General features: G+C 41.0%; 13 protein-coding genes and 2 pseudogenes. 10 read left to right on the forward strand and 5 right to left on the reverse strand.

Annotation, left to right across the window (positions count from 1 at the left end):
- Window positions 1-50: 50 nt before the first annotated feature.
- On the reverse strand, window positions 51-602 hold the full coding sequence (locus NJ959_RS14070) for a hypothetical protein (RefSeq protein WP_254012381.1): 552 nt from the start codon (window positions 600-602) through the stop codon (window positions 51-53).
- 404 nt (window positions 603-1,006) lie between these two features.
- Here NJ959_RS14070 and NJ959_RS14075 point away from each other — a divergent pair, with 404 nt between their 5' ends.
- Complete coding sequence (locus NJ959_RS14075) at window positions 1,007-1,168, forward strand: hypothetical protein (protein WP_254012382.1); 162 nt, start codon at window positions 1,007-1,009, stop codon at window positions 1,166-1,168.
- Between the two features lie 73 nt (window positions 1,169-1,241).
- Window positions 1,242-1,481 carry a hypothetical protein gene (locus NJ959_RS14080; RefSeq protein WP_254012383.1) on the forward strand — a complete coding sequence of 80 codons (240 nt, stop codon included), beginning with the start codon at window positions 1,242-1,244 and terminating at the stop codon, window positions 1,479-1,481.
- A gap of 139 nt (window positions 1,482-1,620) precedes the next feature.
- Here the strand turns inward: NJ959_RS14080 and NJ959_RS14085 are convergent, their stop codons facing one another.
- Together NJ959_RS14085 and NJ959_RS14090 are read right to left on the reverse strand one after the other, a co-directional pair.
- Complete coding sequence (locus NJ959_RS14085) at window positions 1,621-2,802, reverse strand: RtcB family protein (RefSeq protein WP_254012384.1); 1,182 nt, start codon at window positions 2,800-2,802, stop codon at window positions 1,621-1,623.
- Window positions 2,803-2,881: 79 nt separating this feature from the next.
- The gene (locus tag NJ959_RS14090; RefSeq protein WP_254012385.1) at window positions 2,882-4,726 is read right to left on the reverse strand and encodes a HEAT repeat domain-containing protein; all 1,845 of its coding nucleotides are present in this window, start codon (window positions 4,724-4,726) and stop codon (window positions 2,882-2,884) included.
- 519 nt (window positions 4,727-5,245) lie between these two features.
- Here NJ959_RS14090 and NJ959_RS14095 point away from each other — a divergent pair.
- Window positions 5,246-7,279 (forward strand): FAD-dependent oxidoreductase, encoded by a 2,034-nt coding sequence (locus NJ959_RS14095; RefSeq protein WP_254012386.1) that lies wholly within the window; start codon window positions 5,246-5,248, stop codon window positions 7,277-7,279.
- Window positions 7,280-7,369: 90 nt separating this feature from the next.
- On the opposite strand, the pseudogene NJ959_RS14100 reads toward NJ959_RS14095, so the two are convergent.
- A pseudogene (locus NJ959_RS14100) lies at window positions 7,370-7,498 on the reverse strand (Uma2 family endonuclease); the annotation flags it as partial.
- Between the two features lie 191 nt (window positions 7,499-7,689).
- Here NJ959_RS14100 and NJ959_RS14105 point away from each other — a divergent pair.
- Together NJ959_RS14105 and NJ959_RS14110 are read left to right on the forward strand one after the other, a co-directional pair.
- The gene (locus tag NJ959_RS14105; protein ID WP_254012387.1) at window positions 7,690-8,598 is read left to right on the forward strand and encodes an Rpn family recombination-promoting nuclease/putative transposase; all 909 of its coding nucleotides are present in this window, start codon (window positions 7,690-7,692) and stop codon (window positions 8,596-8,598) included.
- A gap of 658 nt (window positions 8,599-9,256) precedes the next feature.
- On the forward strand, window positions 9,257-10,186 hold the full coding sequence (locus NJ959_RS14110) for a calcium-binding protein (protein ID WP_254012388.1): 930 nt from the start codon (window positions 9,257-9,259) through the stop codon (window positions 10,184-10,186).
- 539 nt (window positions 10,187-10,725) lie between these two features.
- On the opposite strand, the gene murD is transcribed toward NJ959_RS14110, so the two are convergent.
- The gene (gene murD, locus NJ959_RS14115; protein WP_254012393.1) at window positions 10,726-12,141 is read right to left on the reverse strand and encodes a UDP-N-acetylmuramoyl-L-alanine--D-glutamate ligase; all 1,416 of its coding nucleotides are present in this window, start codon (window positions 12,139-12,141) and stop codon (window positions 10,726-10,728) included.
- Window positions 12,142-12,460: 319 nt separating this feature from the next.
- Between murD and NJ959_RS14120 the strand changes: the two genes are divergently transcribed.
- The 5 genes and pseudogenes from NJ959_RS14120 to NJ959_RS14140 form a co-directional block, all read left to right on the forward strand.
- Window positions 12,461-13,093 (forward strand): Uma2 family endonuclease, encoded by a 633-nt coding sequence (locus NJ959_RS14120; protein ID WP_254012389.1) that lies wholly within the window; start codon window positions 12,461-12,463, stop codon window positions 13,091-13,093.
- 131 nt (window positions 13,094-13,224) lie between these two features.
- Window positions 13,225-14,460 carry an LL-diaminopimelate aminotransferase gene (locus tag NJ959_RS14125; protein ID WP_254012390.1) on the forward strand — a complete coding sequence of 412 codons (1,236 nt, stop codon included), beginning with the start codon at window positions 13,225-13,227 and terminating at the stop codon, window positions 14,458-14,460.
- Between the two features lie 79 nt (window positions 14,461-14,539).
- Window positions 14,540-14,737 carry an NYN domain-containing protein gene (locus tag NJ959_RS14130; protein ID WP_254012391.1) on the forward strand — a complete coding sequence of 66 codons (198 nt, stop codon included), beginning with the start codon at window positions 14,540-14,542 and terminating at the stop codon, window positions 14,735-14,737.
- A gap of 73 nt (window positions 14,738-14,810) precedes the next feature.
- Window positions 14,811-15,038: an addiction module protein gene (locus NJ959_RS14135; protein ID WP_254012392.1), complete on the forward strand. Its 228-nt coding sequence runs from the start codon at window positions 14,811-14,813 to the stop codon at window positions 15,036-15,038.
- Window positions 15,039-15,109: 71 nt separating this feature from the next.
- Window positions 15,110-15,514 (forward strand): annotated as a pseudogene (locus NJ959_RS14140) (AAA family ATPase); the annotation flags it as partial.

Below are 15,514 nucleotides of genomic sequence, written 5' to 3' on the forward strand. Positions count from 1 at the left end.
TAAGAATGCAATTCCTCATTCCCCACTCCCCACTCCCCACTCCCCATTAATCAAGCACAACCCTCTACAAATTCGACTTCTGGAAGCTTACCGCTGCGAAATCTGGTTACTTTCTTGCCATCTGTCTCAAAGACGAGACGATATTGCCTGTATTGTTGATCTTTAGGAACAAATGTCAAATAATGACCATTCCTGTCATATTTATGAGGAGTAACTTGAATTTGTCCGGGATAGATAGATTTAATTCTGTCTTCTGTATCGCCAATCTTAGCACCACTAAGAGTTGCCATTCTGGAGTTACTGAAAATATCTATTCTGGCAATTTTATAGTCTGCCATCATAAATCCTATTCCTTCAGGCAATCCTTGGGGCTTGACGTAGAAACAGTAGCGATTCGGCTCATCGGTAACAATTAGTTTAGTACCTGCAGCCTTTTCTGCTTGCTTGAGAGTCATCCCGACTCGCACATCTCCGATACCATTAATTGTTAAAGGCGAATTTTCAGTAAGTTTCGACTGGGCAAAACTCGGTACAATGATTAAGAGAATACCGAGGGATATCCCAATTACTAATGTCAAAAATTTAGTGGGAAAGCGCATCATAGATATAAACCGATTAAGTCTAGTTGTCTTCAATGTTAGAATAAGAGGCTGATATATAGCTGCTGTAGGTTGGGTTGAGGGAAGCGAAACCCAACATTTATCAAGCGCCAGTTGGGTTTCATCACCTCAACCCAACCTACAAGATAGATGAATCATTGTCTTAAGATTTACTTTATAAATGACCAGTAAGTCCAGAAAGCCGTAATATTCTCGACAGCGCGTAACTCCTGTTCAGTTTAACAGTAGGAGTACCGCCCATTGTGATTTGCGTCACAACTTTATTAGATAAACATCACATTTTTTATTAGAAATTATCATCTTTTTTGATGATTTAAACCACAAAACGTCTCAAGGTTATCCGTCATTATTAAAGAATAAGCCACCTGCCACCTAGATACGAAGTCATGGATGACACTCCCTTGCGATATATAGATCTTACATCAGATGAGCTGAAGCAGCAGAGAGAGCAACTCAAAAAACTGCTTCACGACACCGCCAAGCCTCAGTTATTATCGCAATGGATGACAGTTGACGGCAAGTTAGTGTGTAAATGGCTTTCTCGGTAATCAAGGTTCATAGTTCATAGTAGGGCTAAAATCCTCCCAATTCTAACTAGTTTTGTCATCAGGAGTCAATGTTATGGGAATCATTTTTGATGTTGCAATTATCTCTTATCTCTTAATTGCTTTGTCCCTGTGGATTAAATACTTATCATTATTATTAAAAGAGCAAAATATATCACCAGAAGATAAAACAATCTGTATAATTACTTTCGCACTTGCTAGCATTTTCTGGCCTATCGTTATGCCAATATCTTATGCTGAACTATTTGGATCGCAAAATAGCATAAAAAAAACCCTGGTGGGTGTTAATGAATAAGCTAATCGATATTATTTAACTTTGATATTCTCTGTTCCCTCTTTCAGGGGAATTTATCGCCACCATACTAGTTGAGATGTAGAATTATTAGAAACCCGGTTTTTTAGAAAAACCGGGTTTCTTTGATTTAGCTAATTATTCAACCCTTAACGCAAAGTACCTGCTTCAGAGTTGCGACAATTTCTACCAAATCTGCTTGATTTGCCATTACTTGCTCAATCGGTTTGTAAGCGCCGGGGATTTCATCTAAAACCGCATCATCTTTACGACACTCAACCCCTTGAGTTTGCTGAATTAAATCGTCGATAGTGAATTGTTTCTTGGCTTTAGTGCGGGACATTAATCGCCCTGCACCATGGGAACAGCTGCAATAACTATCATGATTTCCCTTACCTTTCACAATGAAAGACTTGGCTCCCATTGAACCAGGAATAATACCATAATCTTCTTGCTGCGCCCGCACTGCACCCTTACGAGTTACATATACATCTTCACCAAAATGTACCTCTTTCTCAGCATAATTGTGATGGCAATTCACCTCTAGTAGCGGCTTTTTAGATTTACCACCAGAGAGATATTTTTCCACAATTCGTTTAAAACGAGCCATCATGACATCGCGATTATACCGAGCATAATTTTGTGCCCATTGTAAATCTCGCCAGTAGGCATCAAATTCCGGTGTTCCCGCGACAAAGTAGGCTAAATCTAAGTCCGGGAGAGTCAATTCTGCTAATTTTGCTAATTCTTTGGCGGTGCTAATATGGCACTGAGCTAAAACATTACCAATATTACGGGAACCGGAATGGAGCATTAACCAAACAGCATTTTCGGTATCAACACAGACTTCAATAAAATGGTTACCCCCACCGAGGGAACCCATCTGTTTCATAGCTTTGTTTTGTAAATCTTGAACTCCGCCATGTAGATCTTTAAAATCTACCCATCTTTGCCAATTAGCAACGGTTTTTTCGATATCTTTATTTGCATTAAAACCTACCGGAATTTCAGCTTCAATATCTAGGCGAATTTTCTTTAGTTTCCCTTCTAATTGCTCGGCTGTAAATTGTGTTTTAATTGCCGCCATGCCACAACCAATATCCACGCCCACAGCAGCAGGAATTACTGCTTCTTTAGTTGCTACTACAGAGCCGACTAATGCACCTTTTCCTAGGTGAACATCTGGCATTAATGCCACATGTTTAAATACAAATGGCAAAGATGCAACATTTTTTGCCATCTTGGCTTCTTCCTTGCCCAGCTCGTGATTTGCCCAAGATAAAACGGGCGCTGGAGTGGAAAGTTCGAGCTTTTCGTAAGGCATAAACGTTTGCCTGTAGGTTTTGTGTTATCTATATAATACACATAGATTACAAAACTGTCAACCGATGTGGGAAATCATATCACCCACCCCCTCGTCGCATTTTCGTGCGGATAAAGATGAGGGTAAGCAAAAAGACGGCAAGAATCAGGATAGCGTTGATAGGCTTGAATAACCACTTCCAACCTGACAGATTAGTAATGACTAACTGTACTGTATAGGCTTGGTAATATCCGCCATTTTTCAGATTGTTGTAGTGACTTTGCAGTAGGGTAATATCCTGTGATTTCCAAGTGACAAGGCGGGTAACTTGGGCTATTTTATCGGCTAAGTCTTTTTGTAATAGTTTCAAGTCGTTACTGTCTGTCCAGATACTGAGAAAGACTTCTAGTGTTTTTTTGCCGTCTTCGTATTTGAGTTGAGTGGGAACTTCTTGAGGATTTCCCAGCCATTGGAGGAGGGTTTTTACTTCGTCTGTCCCGCCACTGAGAAAATAGGTTAAAACTCGCCAAAGTTCAAAGTTAGAGTTCCACGGATTTAGTTCGTAGAAATTATTTAAAACGACAATAACCTCATTTAATTCCAGTTTTCTGATCCTGCTCAAAGCTCCTGCTGCATAGCTACGAACATCTGAGTCAACCGTTTCATCTTTGAGGAAGTTGAGGATATCGGGGACGTAGGGGACAGCGGCTTCTCCAAAATTACCTAAAGCTGCTGCTGCACTGTAACGAATATCTGCCACAGCATTTTTATCCTTAAGGTAGTTGAGGATATCGGGGATATATTTAGCCCCGGCTTCTCCAGAATCACCCAAAACTGCTGCTACACGTTCAGCCTCAAACCAATCAGGTTTTCCACCTTTGACGATGTTGAGGATATCGGGGAGGTAGGGGGCAGCCGCTTCTCCAAAATTCCCCAAAGCTATTGCTGCATCGGCACGAACATTTGAGTCAATCTTTTCATCCTTGACGATGTTGGCAATATCGGGGGCGTATTTAGCAGCAGCTTCTGCTTCTCCTAAATTACCCAAAGCAGATGCTGCACTTCCACGAACATTTGAGTCAACCTTTTCATCCTTAAGGATGTTGATGAGATCCGGGGCATATTTAGCAGCGGCTTCTCCCAAATTACCCAAAGCTTCTACTGCACTTCCACGAACATTTAAGTCAACCTTTTCATCCTTGATGAAGTTGATGAGATCCGGGACATATTTAGCCCCTGCTTCTCCCAAATTACCCAAAGCTGCTGCTGCATTGCTACGAATATATGATTCAACCTTTTCATCCTTGAGGAAGTTGAGGATATCGGGGACATATTTAGCCCCGGCTTCTCCTAAATTTACCAAATCGGATGCTGCATTGCCACGAACATTGGAGTCAACCTTTTCATCCTTGACGATGTTGATGAGATCCGGGGCGTATTTAGTTGCCGCCTCCCCCAGCTTCTCCAAGACTTCTGCGGCATAGTGACGAAGATATGATTTTTCATTCAGCTTCCCAAAGAATCGTGCGGCATAGCCACGAACATTTTTATCAATCTTTTCATTGTCGAGGAAGTTGTTGGGGAGGTATTTAGCCATCGCTTGTCCTAAATTCCCCAAAATTTCTGCTGCACCGCCACGAACATTTGAGTCAACCTTTTCATCCTTGAGGAAGTTGATAGCTTTCTGTGCAATATCCTCCGGTTTCTTCAGCATCAATTTCAAATCTTGCGGCTCTAATCCAGCTAATGCCTGGAAAGCATATCCCTTCACTGTGGGATTGCTATCATCAATAGCCGCCACTATCCCATCAATTTGCCAGGGTTGTGGCTTAGGTTTGGGCGTTTCTTTCGCACTCACCCAAGGTATAAAAAGGATCAGGGTGAGACAGAGGGTAATGGGGAAGAGGAAAAGGGGTTTTCTGATTTTGGAGATAAGTTTAAACATGATTGGGGTTGTTGGGGAACAGGGAAGCCCTCTAACATGAAGCGGTTTTTTCATGGTTGGGTTCCACTTCTCTATCAGACTATTGCCCCGATTTTTTGGTAATTTATCGAGATTTGTTACTAAACTTTACTTATATAGGACTTGCGCACAGGTTGTCAGAAACCCGGTTTCTTCGTCAACCTCAATCGTCTCAACCCACGATTTTTTGTAGAAACCGGGTTTATGTTATAGACTATTTGTAAAGCTTAATAAGTTGTTGGTGCGTTACGCTTCGCTAACGCACCCTACACAACCAACACAATTACTAAAGAATTGTCATATAAGTATCAGTCGTTTCATTAGGTAACACGTTCAAAAATCAATGGCGTAAATCCGGTTCCAATTCTAACGCTTCCCTCTAATTTTATCTATAGATAATCGTGCAAACTATCTATATATCCGAATGAACTTATTGAGGAATAATACCGTCAATGAGCCAGGATACTGTAGCATTAGATCCGAACTATTTTTTCTCAAACTATGAAGCATTCAAATATATCTGTAGGAAAATCCCTCCTCAGCCTCACCCTCAGCTTAATCTCTCTCACATCCCTCACTCCACCTAGCCTCAGTGCCCCCGGCAGAAGTCCAGATCAAACTGTAGATTGTGAAATACTAGTAGTTGGCGGTGGATTAGCAGGTGCGGGAACCGCTTACGAAGGATTACTAGCAGGAAAAACGGTTTGTTTGACAGAAATTACCGACTGGGTAGGGGGACAAATTTCTAGCCAAGGTACTTCTGCACTTGATGAAAGAAGTACTCAAAGACAACGCCTATTTTTCCCTCGCGGTTATTTGGAATTGCGAGAACGAATTAAACGGAAATATAAGGAACTAAATCCCGGCGATTGTTGGGTAAGTGAATCTTGTTTTTTCCCTGGCGATGGCAATGAAATTCTTTATCGTATGTTACGAGATGCTGCCAAACGAGGAAAAGGTAATCTTAAATGGTTTCCCTCCACAGTAATTAAGGAAATTGAACGTAACTCCAGTGGCAATATTATTACAGGCGCAGTTGCCATTCAACACCAACCAGCAAAAAATGCTCCTCCCCTTAACACTTTCACCCTCTCTGAAACTATCGAAGATTCCTATAAATACGAAAACTCCTCTCGCTTCGACAAAACCATTATTCGTTTCGTTCCCAAAAATCCCTCTCAAGGAAATAGCCCCAATTGGTACGTGGTAGAGGCAACTGAAACTGGTGAAATAATTGGGCTAACAGATGTTCCCTATCGCCTGGGAATTGACCCCCGTTCCCATCTAGAACCCTCTGCTTCTAGTACTAAAAGTGACCCCTATTGCACCCAAGGGTTTACCTACACATTTACGATGGAAGCTACAAAGGAACCTCAAACTAATAAAATGCCATCATTTTATCCAGAATATGCACCTTATTACAGTTATGAATTAAAACGATTAGCCGATTTTGGTTTAGTCTTCAGTTATCGACGGATTTGGAGTCCCAAAGATGGAGAAGCAACTCAATTTGGCGGGATCAATTTCACCGCACCCGCAGTAGGGGATATTTCCATGCAAAATTGGACGTGGGGGAATGATTATCGTCCCGGTACTTCACAAGATAACCTTATATATAGTCGCGATCAATTGCAACGGACAGGTCAATTATCTCCCAGTGGCTGGATGGGAGGTTTGCGCACCGAAAGCTTACAAAAAGCAGAGGAAAAATCCATGGGATATTTCTACTGGTTAGTTGCTGGAACTACTGATTCTCAACTTGGAGATGGAGTGAAAAAGCCTTATCCCAACTATCGATATCTTTCCGGTTTAGACTCTCCTATGGGAACCGCCCACGGGTTATCAAAATATCCCTATATGCGAGAAGGAAGACGAATAATTGGACGACCTTCTTTTGGTTATGAGGAGGGATTTACTATTTGGGAAATCGATATGTCTCGTCGAGATTATCGCGAGGATTATTACAAGAAAACCCTGTCTCCAGACATGTATCGTTCCTTATTCATAGCATTAGCTGGAAGAGAAACTATTTCGGCAATTGCAGACAAATTACCACCAGAAAAAATCAAGCAGCGCAGTCGTTCTACTATTTATCCAGATTCTGTCGGAATTGGACATTATGCCATCGATTTTCATCCTTGCATGACCAAAAGTCCAGCAGAAACTCCTGGTAATACCGAACGAGAAGGGGAACGTCAAGGTGCGGGGCAAGCCTATCCTTTTCAAATTCCTTTAAGGGCGATGATTCCCCAAAAAATAGATAATATGTTAGTAGCAGGAAAAAGTATTGCTACGAGTCATGTTGCCGCTGCTGCTTATCGAGTTCATTCCTTTGAATGGTCATCTGGTGTCGCCGCAGGTACTACCGCTGCTTATGCTTTGGAGAAGGGAATAATGCCCTATCAATTAGTAGATGAATTACCGAAATCGGAACCTCAATTACAAGAGTTAAGACAGCGGTTGGAAAAAACTGGTAATCCTACTGCTTTTCCCGATACTTCTATTTTTAATGAGTCTTGGGATGCTTGGCGTTAATTAATTAATACCTAGCTTAATTAACAAGGGGCTTAAGCCCCTTGTTTGTGCCTTGTCTGTACTTTTTTTAAACTCAACTTTGATGATTAAGTCATTAAATTCATCAGGCAAACCAGGTTCCTCCGGATTCTCACTGGGCAAATCGTACATACTGGGAAGGGTTTCTCTGGGCGATAAAGGCGGATCAGTTTGCGGAATGGGATATTTGACTGGAAACATATATTTTGATTGGTAATGGCTAATTGGTAATGGCTAATTGCTAATGGCTAATTGCATTTTGCTAGCCCCTAGCCCCTAACTCCTCACTCCAAACCCCTAGTTTAAGTCAATAATTTATCTACTGCCACACTGAATCCTTAGCATCTAAGTTAAAATAGAATCAAACACAAGTGTTTCCAGGTTAAAAAACTATGATATTCATCAACCCTAAAACTGATTTCGCTTTCAAAAGAATATTTGGCTCTGAGCAAAGTAAAGACATTCTGATCAGCTTTCTGAATTCTATCCTATACAACGAGGAAGAAGTTATTGAAGATTTAGAGATCATGAACCCCTATCTCGCACCCAAAATCCGAGGTGTCAAGGATACTTACCTAGATGTCAGAGCCAGAATTAAGGGCGATAAAACTGTAATCATAGAAATGCAAGTCCTGAATGTGGAGAGTTTTGAGAAGCGCATCTTGTACAATGCGGCAAAAGCTTACTCAGTACAACTGCAAATAGGAGAAGATTACAGCCTCCTGAATCCGGTAATTGCTTTGACTATTACTGATTTTGAGATGTTCAGCCAATTTGATAAAGTGATTTCTCGCTTTGTCTTGAAAGAGAAAGATTATCTAGTTGATTATTTGGTACATGACATTGAATTAGTATTTGTTGAATTACCCAAATTTCAAAATAGATTGGATGAATTAAAGACAATTACTGATAAATGGATTTACTTCATCAAGAATGCCAAAGAATTGCGTGCCGTACCAGAGGAGATGGGAAGGATACCACAAATAAACCAAGCTTTTGCGATCGCAAATCAAGCTACTCTCTCTCCTGAAGAGTTGGAAGATTTGGAAAAACGGGAGATTTTTATCCAAGATATGCGAGGTGCGATGTCTCTTGCTGTGAGACAAGGGCTTGAACAAGGTATTCAGCAAGGTATTCAGCAAGGGATTGAACAAGGTATTGAACAAGGTATTGAACAAGGTGCTAAGGAAGCTAAAGTTAAAATGGCTAAACGTTTACTCAGTATTATGGATGATGAGACGCTCAGTCAAATGACGGAACTTAGTATTGAGGAAATACGAAGTTTGCGAGAGGAAAACTAAAGGATAAAGGATGAAGTTTGAAGGTTGAAAAGCTAATCCTTGCCCTGCGCCAGCGGTAACCTTCACACATCCTTTTTTTTCCTAAATGGAAAATATACAGTAGTGTGATTTTCTTTGCAAACTTAGGCAGGGAGAAGCATTCGGAAAGAAACATTATTGCCTCTAGCGATGGGATTGTCGCCCTTTTGCTTCTCCCCTACATAACGCTTAATATGTAGTGCGAGTATATTTACTCTTCCCCCTTACCCCTTACCCCTTACCTCTTACCTCTTACCTCTTATAGCAGTCGCTTTCGTCGGTTAAGGCATTCTCAGCTACCAAATTTTAACAAGGGGATCTAGCCCCTTGTCCTAACCGATGTGGCGGTTGCTATACATCTCATCACTATGCAATTTAACTGCTTTCACAGCTTAACTTCATCAGAACTTTACAATTAATACCCAAATCTTCATCAAAAATTTACTGAAAATGCGAATGAGATGAGCGTAGCCCATCTCATTCGCATTTTTTTCTGTCTTGTCAGAAACACCCAATTCAAGTGAAACCAAACCCAATAACAGCAATTAGGTGCGATAACTCTGAATGTCAACTATATTTTAAGGCGCTATATATTGCGTAGCTCCGTAAGTCCTCTCTAGCTAACAAGGAGATCCCGATTGTGGCAACTATTACTGGCAGCATTTTTAATGATAACAATACCAACAACGGTACCCCATGGATTTATCGCCCTAGTTTGATTGGCACAGAATTTGCTGACACCATCGATGGATTGAGTGGGGATGATAAGCTCTATGGTGGGGGTGGCAATGATACCCTCTATGGTGGAATTGGCAACGATTATCTCGATGGTGGATATGGCAATGACTGGCTAGAGGGTGGAATTGGCAACGATTATCTCTATGGTGGGCGTGGCGATGATAAGCTCTATGGTGGGGCTGGCGATGATAAGCTCTATGGTGATGATGGCAGTGATACCCTCTATGGTGGGAATGACAGTGATACCCTTGATGGTGGGGCTAACAATGACAAGCTCTATGGTGAGCTTGGCAATGATGACCTTAATGGTGGTTTTGGCGATGATACCCTTGATGGTGGGAGTGGTAACGATAACCTCTTTGGTTACTTTGACAGTGATACCCTCAAAGGTGGAGATGGCAAGGATTACCTTGATGGTGGAGATGGCAATGATACCCTCAATGGTGGGGCTGGCGATGATATCCTCTTTGGCGGCTCGGCGATGCTGAAACAGCGCGATATCCTTACTGGCGGGTTAGGTAATGATATTTTTGATTTCAATTCACTTAAGGATAGTCAAACTAGTTCATTACAGCGGGATGTTATTACTGACTTCGCAGGAAACGGTAACTTGGCAGGTGACAGAATAGATTTATCTGACATCGATGCCAACCACATTATCGCAGGTAACCAAGCCTTCACTTTTATTGGGAGTGCTGCATTCTCTGGTTTAGGTCAAATTCGTTATGGAGGAGGTATTCTCCAAGCTAACGCTATTGGGGATTTAGCTGCTGATTTTGAGATTAGTCTGACAGGCTCTCCATCAATAGTAGCGAGTGATATTATTCTCTAATTAACCTGGCTTTGCTAGTTACCTTTTCAGGTGTGCTAATTGCTAATCTCCGATGGTAAAGGGAAAATTTTTCACAATTTCCAATTAGCTAGCCTACTGGGGGCTATTTTCCCAACTGAGTGGGTGATAACTAGCAACGCTGGGTTAATTAACAGAATTGATACTGCGATCGCTTTTATACGGTAAGTAGCATCGAAATAGCACACGGATTACCCATTGATCCGGCAATTGCTACAATTATTGTCCTATATGTTGTGAAAATTGGACTAAATACTTTTTGCGAATACACTCAACCAGAAACTAATCCTCAACTCCCTACTGCGGCAGAAGAAAAACGAAAATAACATTACTGATATCATTTCCATTAGCATCAGAATCATCCAAAAACCTCTGTGTACCTCCGTGGAAACCTCTGCGTACCTCTGCGTTAAAAAAAAATCATAGCAACACCAACGGAATCGATATAAATCAGTTAAGATTTACTGATAATGTAGATGGTGCGTTAGCAAAGCATAACGCACCCTACGAGGATTGGTTTATTATGACAATAACTCCAAACATAACTGTCGGAAATCATCCCCCCGATGCTCAAAACTTTGATATTGATCGAAGCTAGCACAAGCAGGAGATAGTAATACTACACTGGCATTATATTCCTGGGCTATTTTAACAGAAGTTGCCACAGCATTTGCCATCGTTTCCACAATTTCATAACGAGTATAACCCACTTGTTTCAATCGTTGAGCAAACGCAGGCGCAGCATCACCGATGAGTAACACAGCCGCAGCTTTAGCTTGAATAGTTTCTATCCATTGGCTATCATCTCCTGCTTTTGCTTCACCACCTGCGATTAATATAGTTGGTGCTGCTACTGCTGCTAATCCAACTTGTGCCGCATCATAGTTAGTTGCTTTACTATCATTAATAAAGTCAATTCCCTGGTAAGTGATAATATGTTCTAAGCGATGGGAAACACCAGAGAAATTGGCAATAGCATTTGCGATCGCATTTTTCTCAATTCCGGCTAATCTTGCCGCTGCCACTGCCATGAGTAAATTCTGTTGATTGTGATTCCCTACCATTTTTAATGAGGCGACTTCTACGATTTGTTCCCCTTCCGCAACCACCCAACCGTCTTCAATATAAATCCAAGGTTGAGGAATTACATCTCTACCGTTTACACTAGTCCAATAGGCATTAGGCCAATGTTTCGCTCCTAACTGACTGAGATAGGGATCGTCACCGTTGAGGATTTGGATTTGCGATCGCACCAGTAAAGATGCTTTGATATCGTAGTAGTTTTCCAGAGTCTTGTGGCGGTTTAAATGATCTGGAGTAAATGTTGTCCAAATCCCAATCCGAGGTATTAATTCCTGCGATGATTCAATTTGGTAACTACTAATTTCGGCAATAATCCAATCAATTGGGGATTGGGGATTGGGGAGTAATTTATCTTTTTCTTCTTGTCTGTCACCTATTTCCAGGGAAGAGGGGGGAGAATTTTTTATCGCAATTTCGCAGGCGGCATAACCAATATTACCGCAAGCGGGAGCATGACATTCTGCGGTTTGAAAAATAGCCGCAATCAGAGAAGTTGTGGTTGTTTTACCATTAGTTCCGGTAATGCCAATCCAAGGGTATGATTTGAGATAACGCCAAGCAAGTTCGAGTTCCCCAATCGTATCAATCCCTCGATTTCTCGCCTCAATAAGTACAGGAATATCCCAGGGTACACCGGGACTAACTACAATTAATTGAGGTAAGTTCGAGTCATCTAGCGTCTGAGGATCGCCTAGTTTAACGGCAATTCCTTCCGTGGCAAGAGTTTGTTGTTGGTTTTCCAGGGATGGAGAGGAGTTGCGTTCACTTATTGTCACTTGCCAACCTTCTTGCTTCAGAAGCCGTGCAGCAGCGATTCCAGAGCGTCCTAACCCTATTACCTGAGCGTTGAGCATAAATCCAATGGTAGAAGTCCCTGAATTAGCATACCGCATTGATGGATAGTTGTCAGTTGTTGGTTTTTGGTTGTTAGTTGTTGGTTATTGGTTGTTGGTTGTTGGTTATTGGTTATTGGTTGTTGGTTCTGAGTTAATCTAATAATTTAAACTCTGAGGAGTAAGATTATTAACAAACAACAAACAACTATCTATTTAAAGAGTACCAGCTTTTTTTCTACTGATTAATAAATTATGGTCTACTGAAAACTGCTATATTTGATAGTATCTAGTGAATATAACAAAATAAAAAATTATCAAAAACAAGGAGACATTTCAAATGATTGCTCAACGCCAACCCCAACCCCAACCCCAACTCATGACTCCTGAAGAGTATCTCGAATGGGAAGAACAACAACCCATTAAATACGAATATATCAACGGGGAAGTCTTTGCCATGATAGGGGGAACTATCCCTCACAATGATATTGCCATAAACCTGACATCTGCACTAAAAAATCATCTACGAGGGAAGGGATGTAAAGTTCAAATGGCAGATGCCAAAGTAGGAGTTTCGCGTAAAGGACCATTTCACTATCCAGATGTGATGGTTAGTTGCAATCCGGAAGACCAAAAAGCGCGTAAATTTATTTATCATCCCTGTTTAATCGTAGAAGTTTTATCTCCAGGTACAGAAGGGTTTGACAGAGGCAAGAAATTTAAGAATTATCGTCAGATTGATACCTTAAAAGAATATGTTCTCATTGAAACAGACAAAATGAACGTGGAATGCTACAGAATTAATGAAAAAGGAAAATGGGAACTGACTGCTTATTCACTCGAACAACCGACAGATAACGGCACAGAAATAGAAATTCACCTAACCAGCGTTGATTTCCGTTTCCCTATTTCTTTGCTCTACGAAGATGTTGTTTTTCCTGAAGATAATCCAGAAGACACTACTGATAACTAGGTGAGGCAATATAAAAAAAATGTACGGGAATAACACTACGGTTCCAATCTAATGGACAATGGTAACGGCTTCGTCTCACTGCGGCATTTCCGCAACGGAGTCTGTCTGTACCGCATTCCTAATAATCTACCATGGCAACAATTAACGATAACTATCTCAAACTCAAAGCAGGTTACCTCTTTCCCGAAATTGGGCGACGAGTCAATGCTTTTGCAGACGCTAACCCCGATGCTAAAATCATTCGCCTAGGGATTGGCGATGTCACGGAACCCTTGCCAGAAGCCTGCCGCAATGCGATGATAAAGGCTGTGGAAGATATGGGCGATCGCGCTACATTTAAAGGATATGGTCCAGAACAAGGCTATCCTTGGTTACGGGAGAAAATTGCCACTGACGACTTCCAAGCGCGGGGCTGCGAAGTTGATGCCTCGGAAATCTTCATTTCTGATGGTTCCAAATGCGATACTGGGAATATTCTCGATATTTTTGGTGACAATAATACCATTGCCGTTACCGATCCAGTTTATCCGGTTTATGTAGATACAAATGTCATGGCAGGACATACTGGAGACGGAAACAAGAAAGGCGAATATGAAGGGTTAATCTATTTGCCCATAACTGCGGAAAATAACTTTACCGCCCAAATTCCTAGCCAAAAAGTCGATTTAATTTATCTCTGCTTCCCCAATAATCCCACAGGTTCGACTGCTACAAAAGAACACCTGAAAGCATGGGTGGATTACGCCAACAGCCATGGTTCGATTATCTTCTTTGATGCGGCTTACGAAGCCTATATTACCGATCCGAGTTTACCTCATTCTATCTATGAAATAGAAGGAGCGAGAAATTGTGCAATCGAATTTCGTTCTTTCTCTAAAAATGCCGGATTTACGGGAACTCGTTGCGCATTAACAGTAGTACCAAAAACACTCACAGCCAAAGCCGCAGATGGTTCAGATGTAGAACTTTGGAAACTGTGGAATCGCCGCCAAGCTACTAAGTTTAATGGTGTTTCTTATATCATTCAACGAGGTGCGGAAGCAGTTTACTCGGAAGAAGGTAAAGCCCAAATTAAGGCATTGATTAGTTTCTATCTAGAAAATGCCTCAATTATTCGCGAGAAACTAACCGCCGCTGGATTAGCAGTTTATGGTGGAATAAATGCGCCTTATGTTTGGGTAAAAACTCCTAATGGTTTATCCAGTTGGGATTTCTTTGATAAGTTGATCGATACCTGTAATGTAGTAGGCACTCCAGGTTCTGGTTTCGGTGCTGCGGGTGAAGGATATTTCCGTATTTCGGCTTTTAATAGTCGGGAAAATGTAGAGGAAGCGATGAAGCGGATTACCGATAAGTTTAAGGTGTAAAGATTGGGGTGGGCAATGTCCCACCCACCCTGCTATATTGTGCTATAATTTCAGTAGGCAGATAGAATGTAATTCAATTATGAAAGAAGGGAAAAGAATGATTTTCGTTGATGGCGAAAATCTCGCATTTCGATACCAAATCCCTGTAATAAATGAGGTTATGCGTCAAGGGAAAAAGGTTATTATTTGGGCTTTTTCATCAGGATTAAATCAGCAATTAATTTATACACCAGATGAGTTTAAATCTATTGACTGCCTGTTCTTTGCCCAAAGTTGATTACTGATATACTTGTTAAAATACCGAATCGTGATGGCTACCACTATCCAACAAATCACATTTGTTACTAATTATGCTATCAATCGATCAATTGATGACCGAAGCTTTATCTTTGCCCAGTGCATTGAGGGCTATCCTAGCAGAGAAACTGGTAGAAAGCCTTGAGTTTGATGTAGATGAAACAATTCAAACTTTATGGAGTACTGAAGCCAAAAAGCGTCGGGATGAAATCCGAAGCCGTGCAGTTTTGCCAATTCCAGGAGAAGAAGCATTGGTTCAAATTAGCGATTTAAAATCGTAACAGTCTAAAGAGCCAGTTTTTTGCCTAAATTTTGCCAAGAGCTAATACAGAGTCAACAAAAGGATTTCTATATGCACCTGCAACGAATTCAAGTTCCCGACTTTAGGGCATTAAAGGATGTTGATATTACGTTTGAGAAGGAATTTGTTCCTCGTATTTTTCCCCTAGGTAGTCTTAATGGTGGTGGGAAGAGTACGCTGTTGCAATTGATTTTTGTGTTATTGCATTGTTCTAGCGATCCGGAACGAAAACCTTTTCTGAAAAATCTACTTCAAGGATTTAAAATTCATGAAGGTGAGGATAAGAGGGTTTTAGCGATAATTGATGTATGGGATGGAGAAAAAAATGTAGAAATTGAATTTTTTTCTTATAAAGATTCTCATATTAAAGAGTTGTTTCCTTTGAATGAAGAAGACAATAATGTAGATTGTGATAATCTTACATTTTCTGCTCCACAAAAATTAGAAGATTTGAAG

Origin of the sequence: Limnofasciculus baicalensis BBK-W-15 (genome assembly GCF_024178385.1) — a bacterium.
Lineage (GTDB): Bacteria > Cyanobacteriota > Cyanobacteriia > Cyanobacteriales > Coleofasciculaceae > Limnofasciculus > Limnofasciculus baicalensis.

What these genes read in the sequence shown, in the direction of transcription:
- NJ959_RS14070 (WP_254012381.1), bottom strand. Translation starts at nt 602, where the DNA reads ATGATGCGCTTTCCCACTAAATTTTTGACATTAGTAATTGGGATATCC.
- NJ959_RS14075 (WP_254012382.1), top strand. Translation starts at nt 1,007, where the DNA reads ATGGATGACACTCCCTTGCGATATATAGATCTTACATCAGATGAGCTG.
- NJ959_RS14080 (WP_254012383.1), top strand. Translation starts at nt 1,242, where the DNA reads ATGGGAATCATTTTTGATGTTGCAATTATCTCTTATCTCTTAATTGCT.
- NJ959_RS14085 (WP_254012384.1), bottom strand. Translation starts at nt 2,802, where the DNA reads ATGCCTTACGAAAAGCTCGAACTTTCCACTCCAGCGCCCGTTTTATCT.
- NJ959_RS14090 (WP_254012385.1), bottom strand. Translation starts at nt 4,726, where the DNA reads ATGTTTAAACTTATCTCCAAAATCAGAAAACCCCTTTTCCTCTTCCCC.
- NJ959_RS14095 (WP_254012386.1), top strand. Translation starts at nt 5,246, where the DNA reads ATGAAGCATTCAAATATATCTGTAGGAAAATCCCTCCTCAGCCTCACC.
- NJ959_RS14105 (WP_254012387.1), top strand. Translation starts at nt 7,690, where the DNA reads ATGATATTCATCAACCCTAAAACTGATTTCGCTTTCAAAAGAATATTT.
- murD (WP_254012393.1), bottom strand. Translation starts at nt 12,141, where the DNA reads ATGCTCAACGCTCAGGTAATAGGGTTAGGACGCTCTGGAATCGCTGCT.
- NJ959_RS14120 (WP_254012389.1), top strand. Translation starts at nt 12,461, where the DNA reads ATGATTGCTCAACGCCAACCCCAACCCCAACCCCAACTCATGACTCCT.
- NJ959_RS14125 (WP_254012390.1), top strand. Translation starts at nt 13,225, where the DNA reads ATGGCAACAATTAACGATAACTATCTCAAACTCAAAGCAGGTTACCTC.
- NJ959_RS14130 (WP_254012391.1), top strand. Translation starts at nt 14,540, where the DNA reads ATGAAAGAAGGGAAAAGAATGATTTTCGTTGATGGCGAAAATCTCGCA.
- NJ959_RS14135 (WP_254012392.1), top strand. Translation starts at nt 14,811, where the DNA reads ATGCTATCAATCGATCAATTGATGACCGAAGCTTTATCTTTGCCCAGT.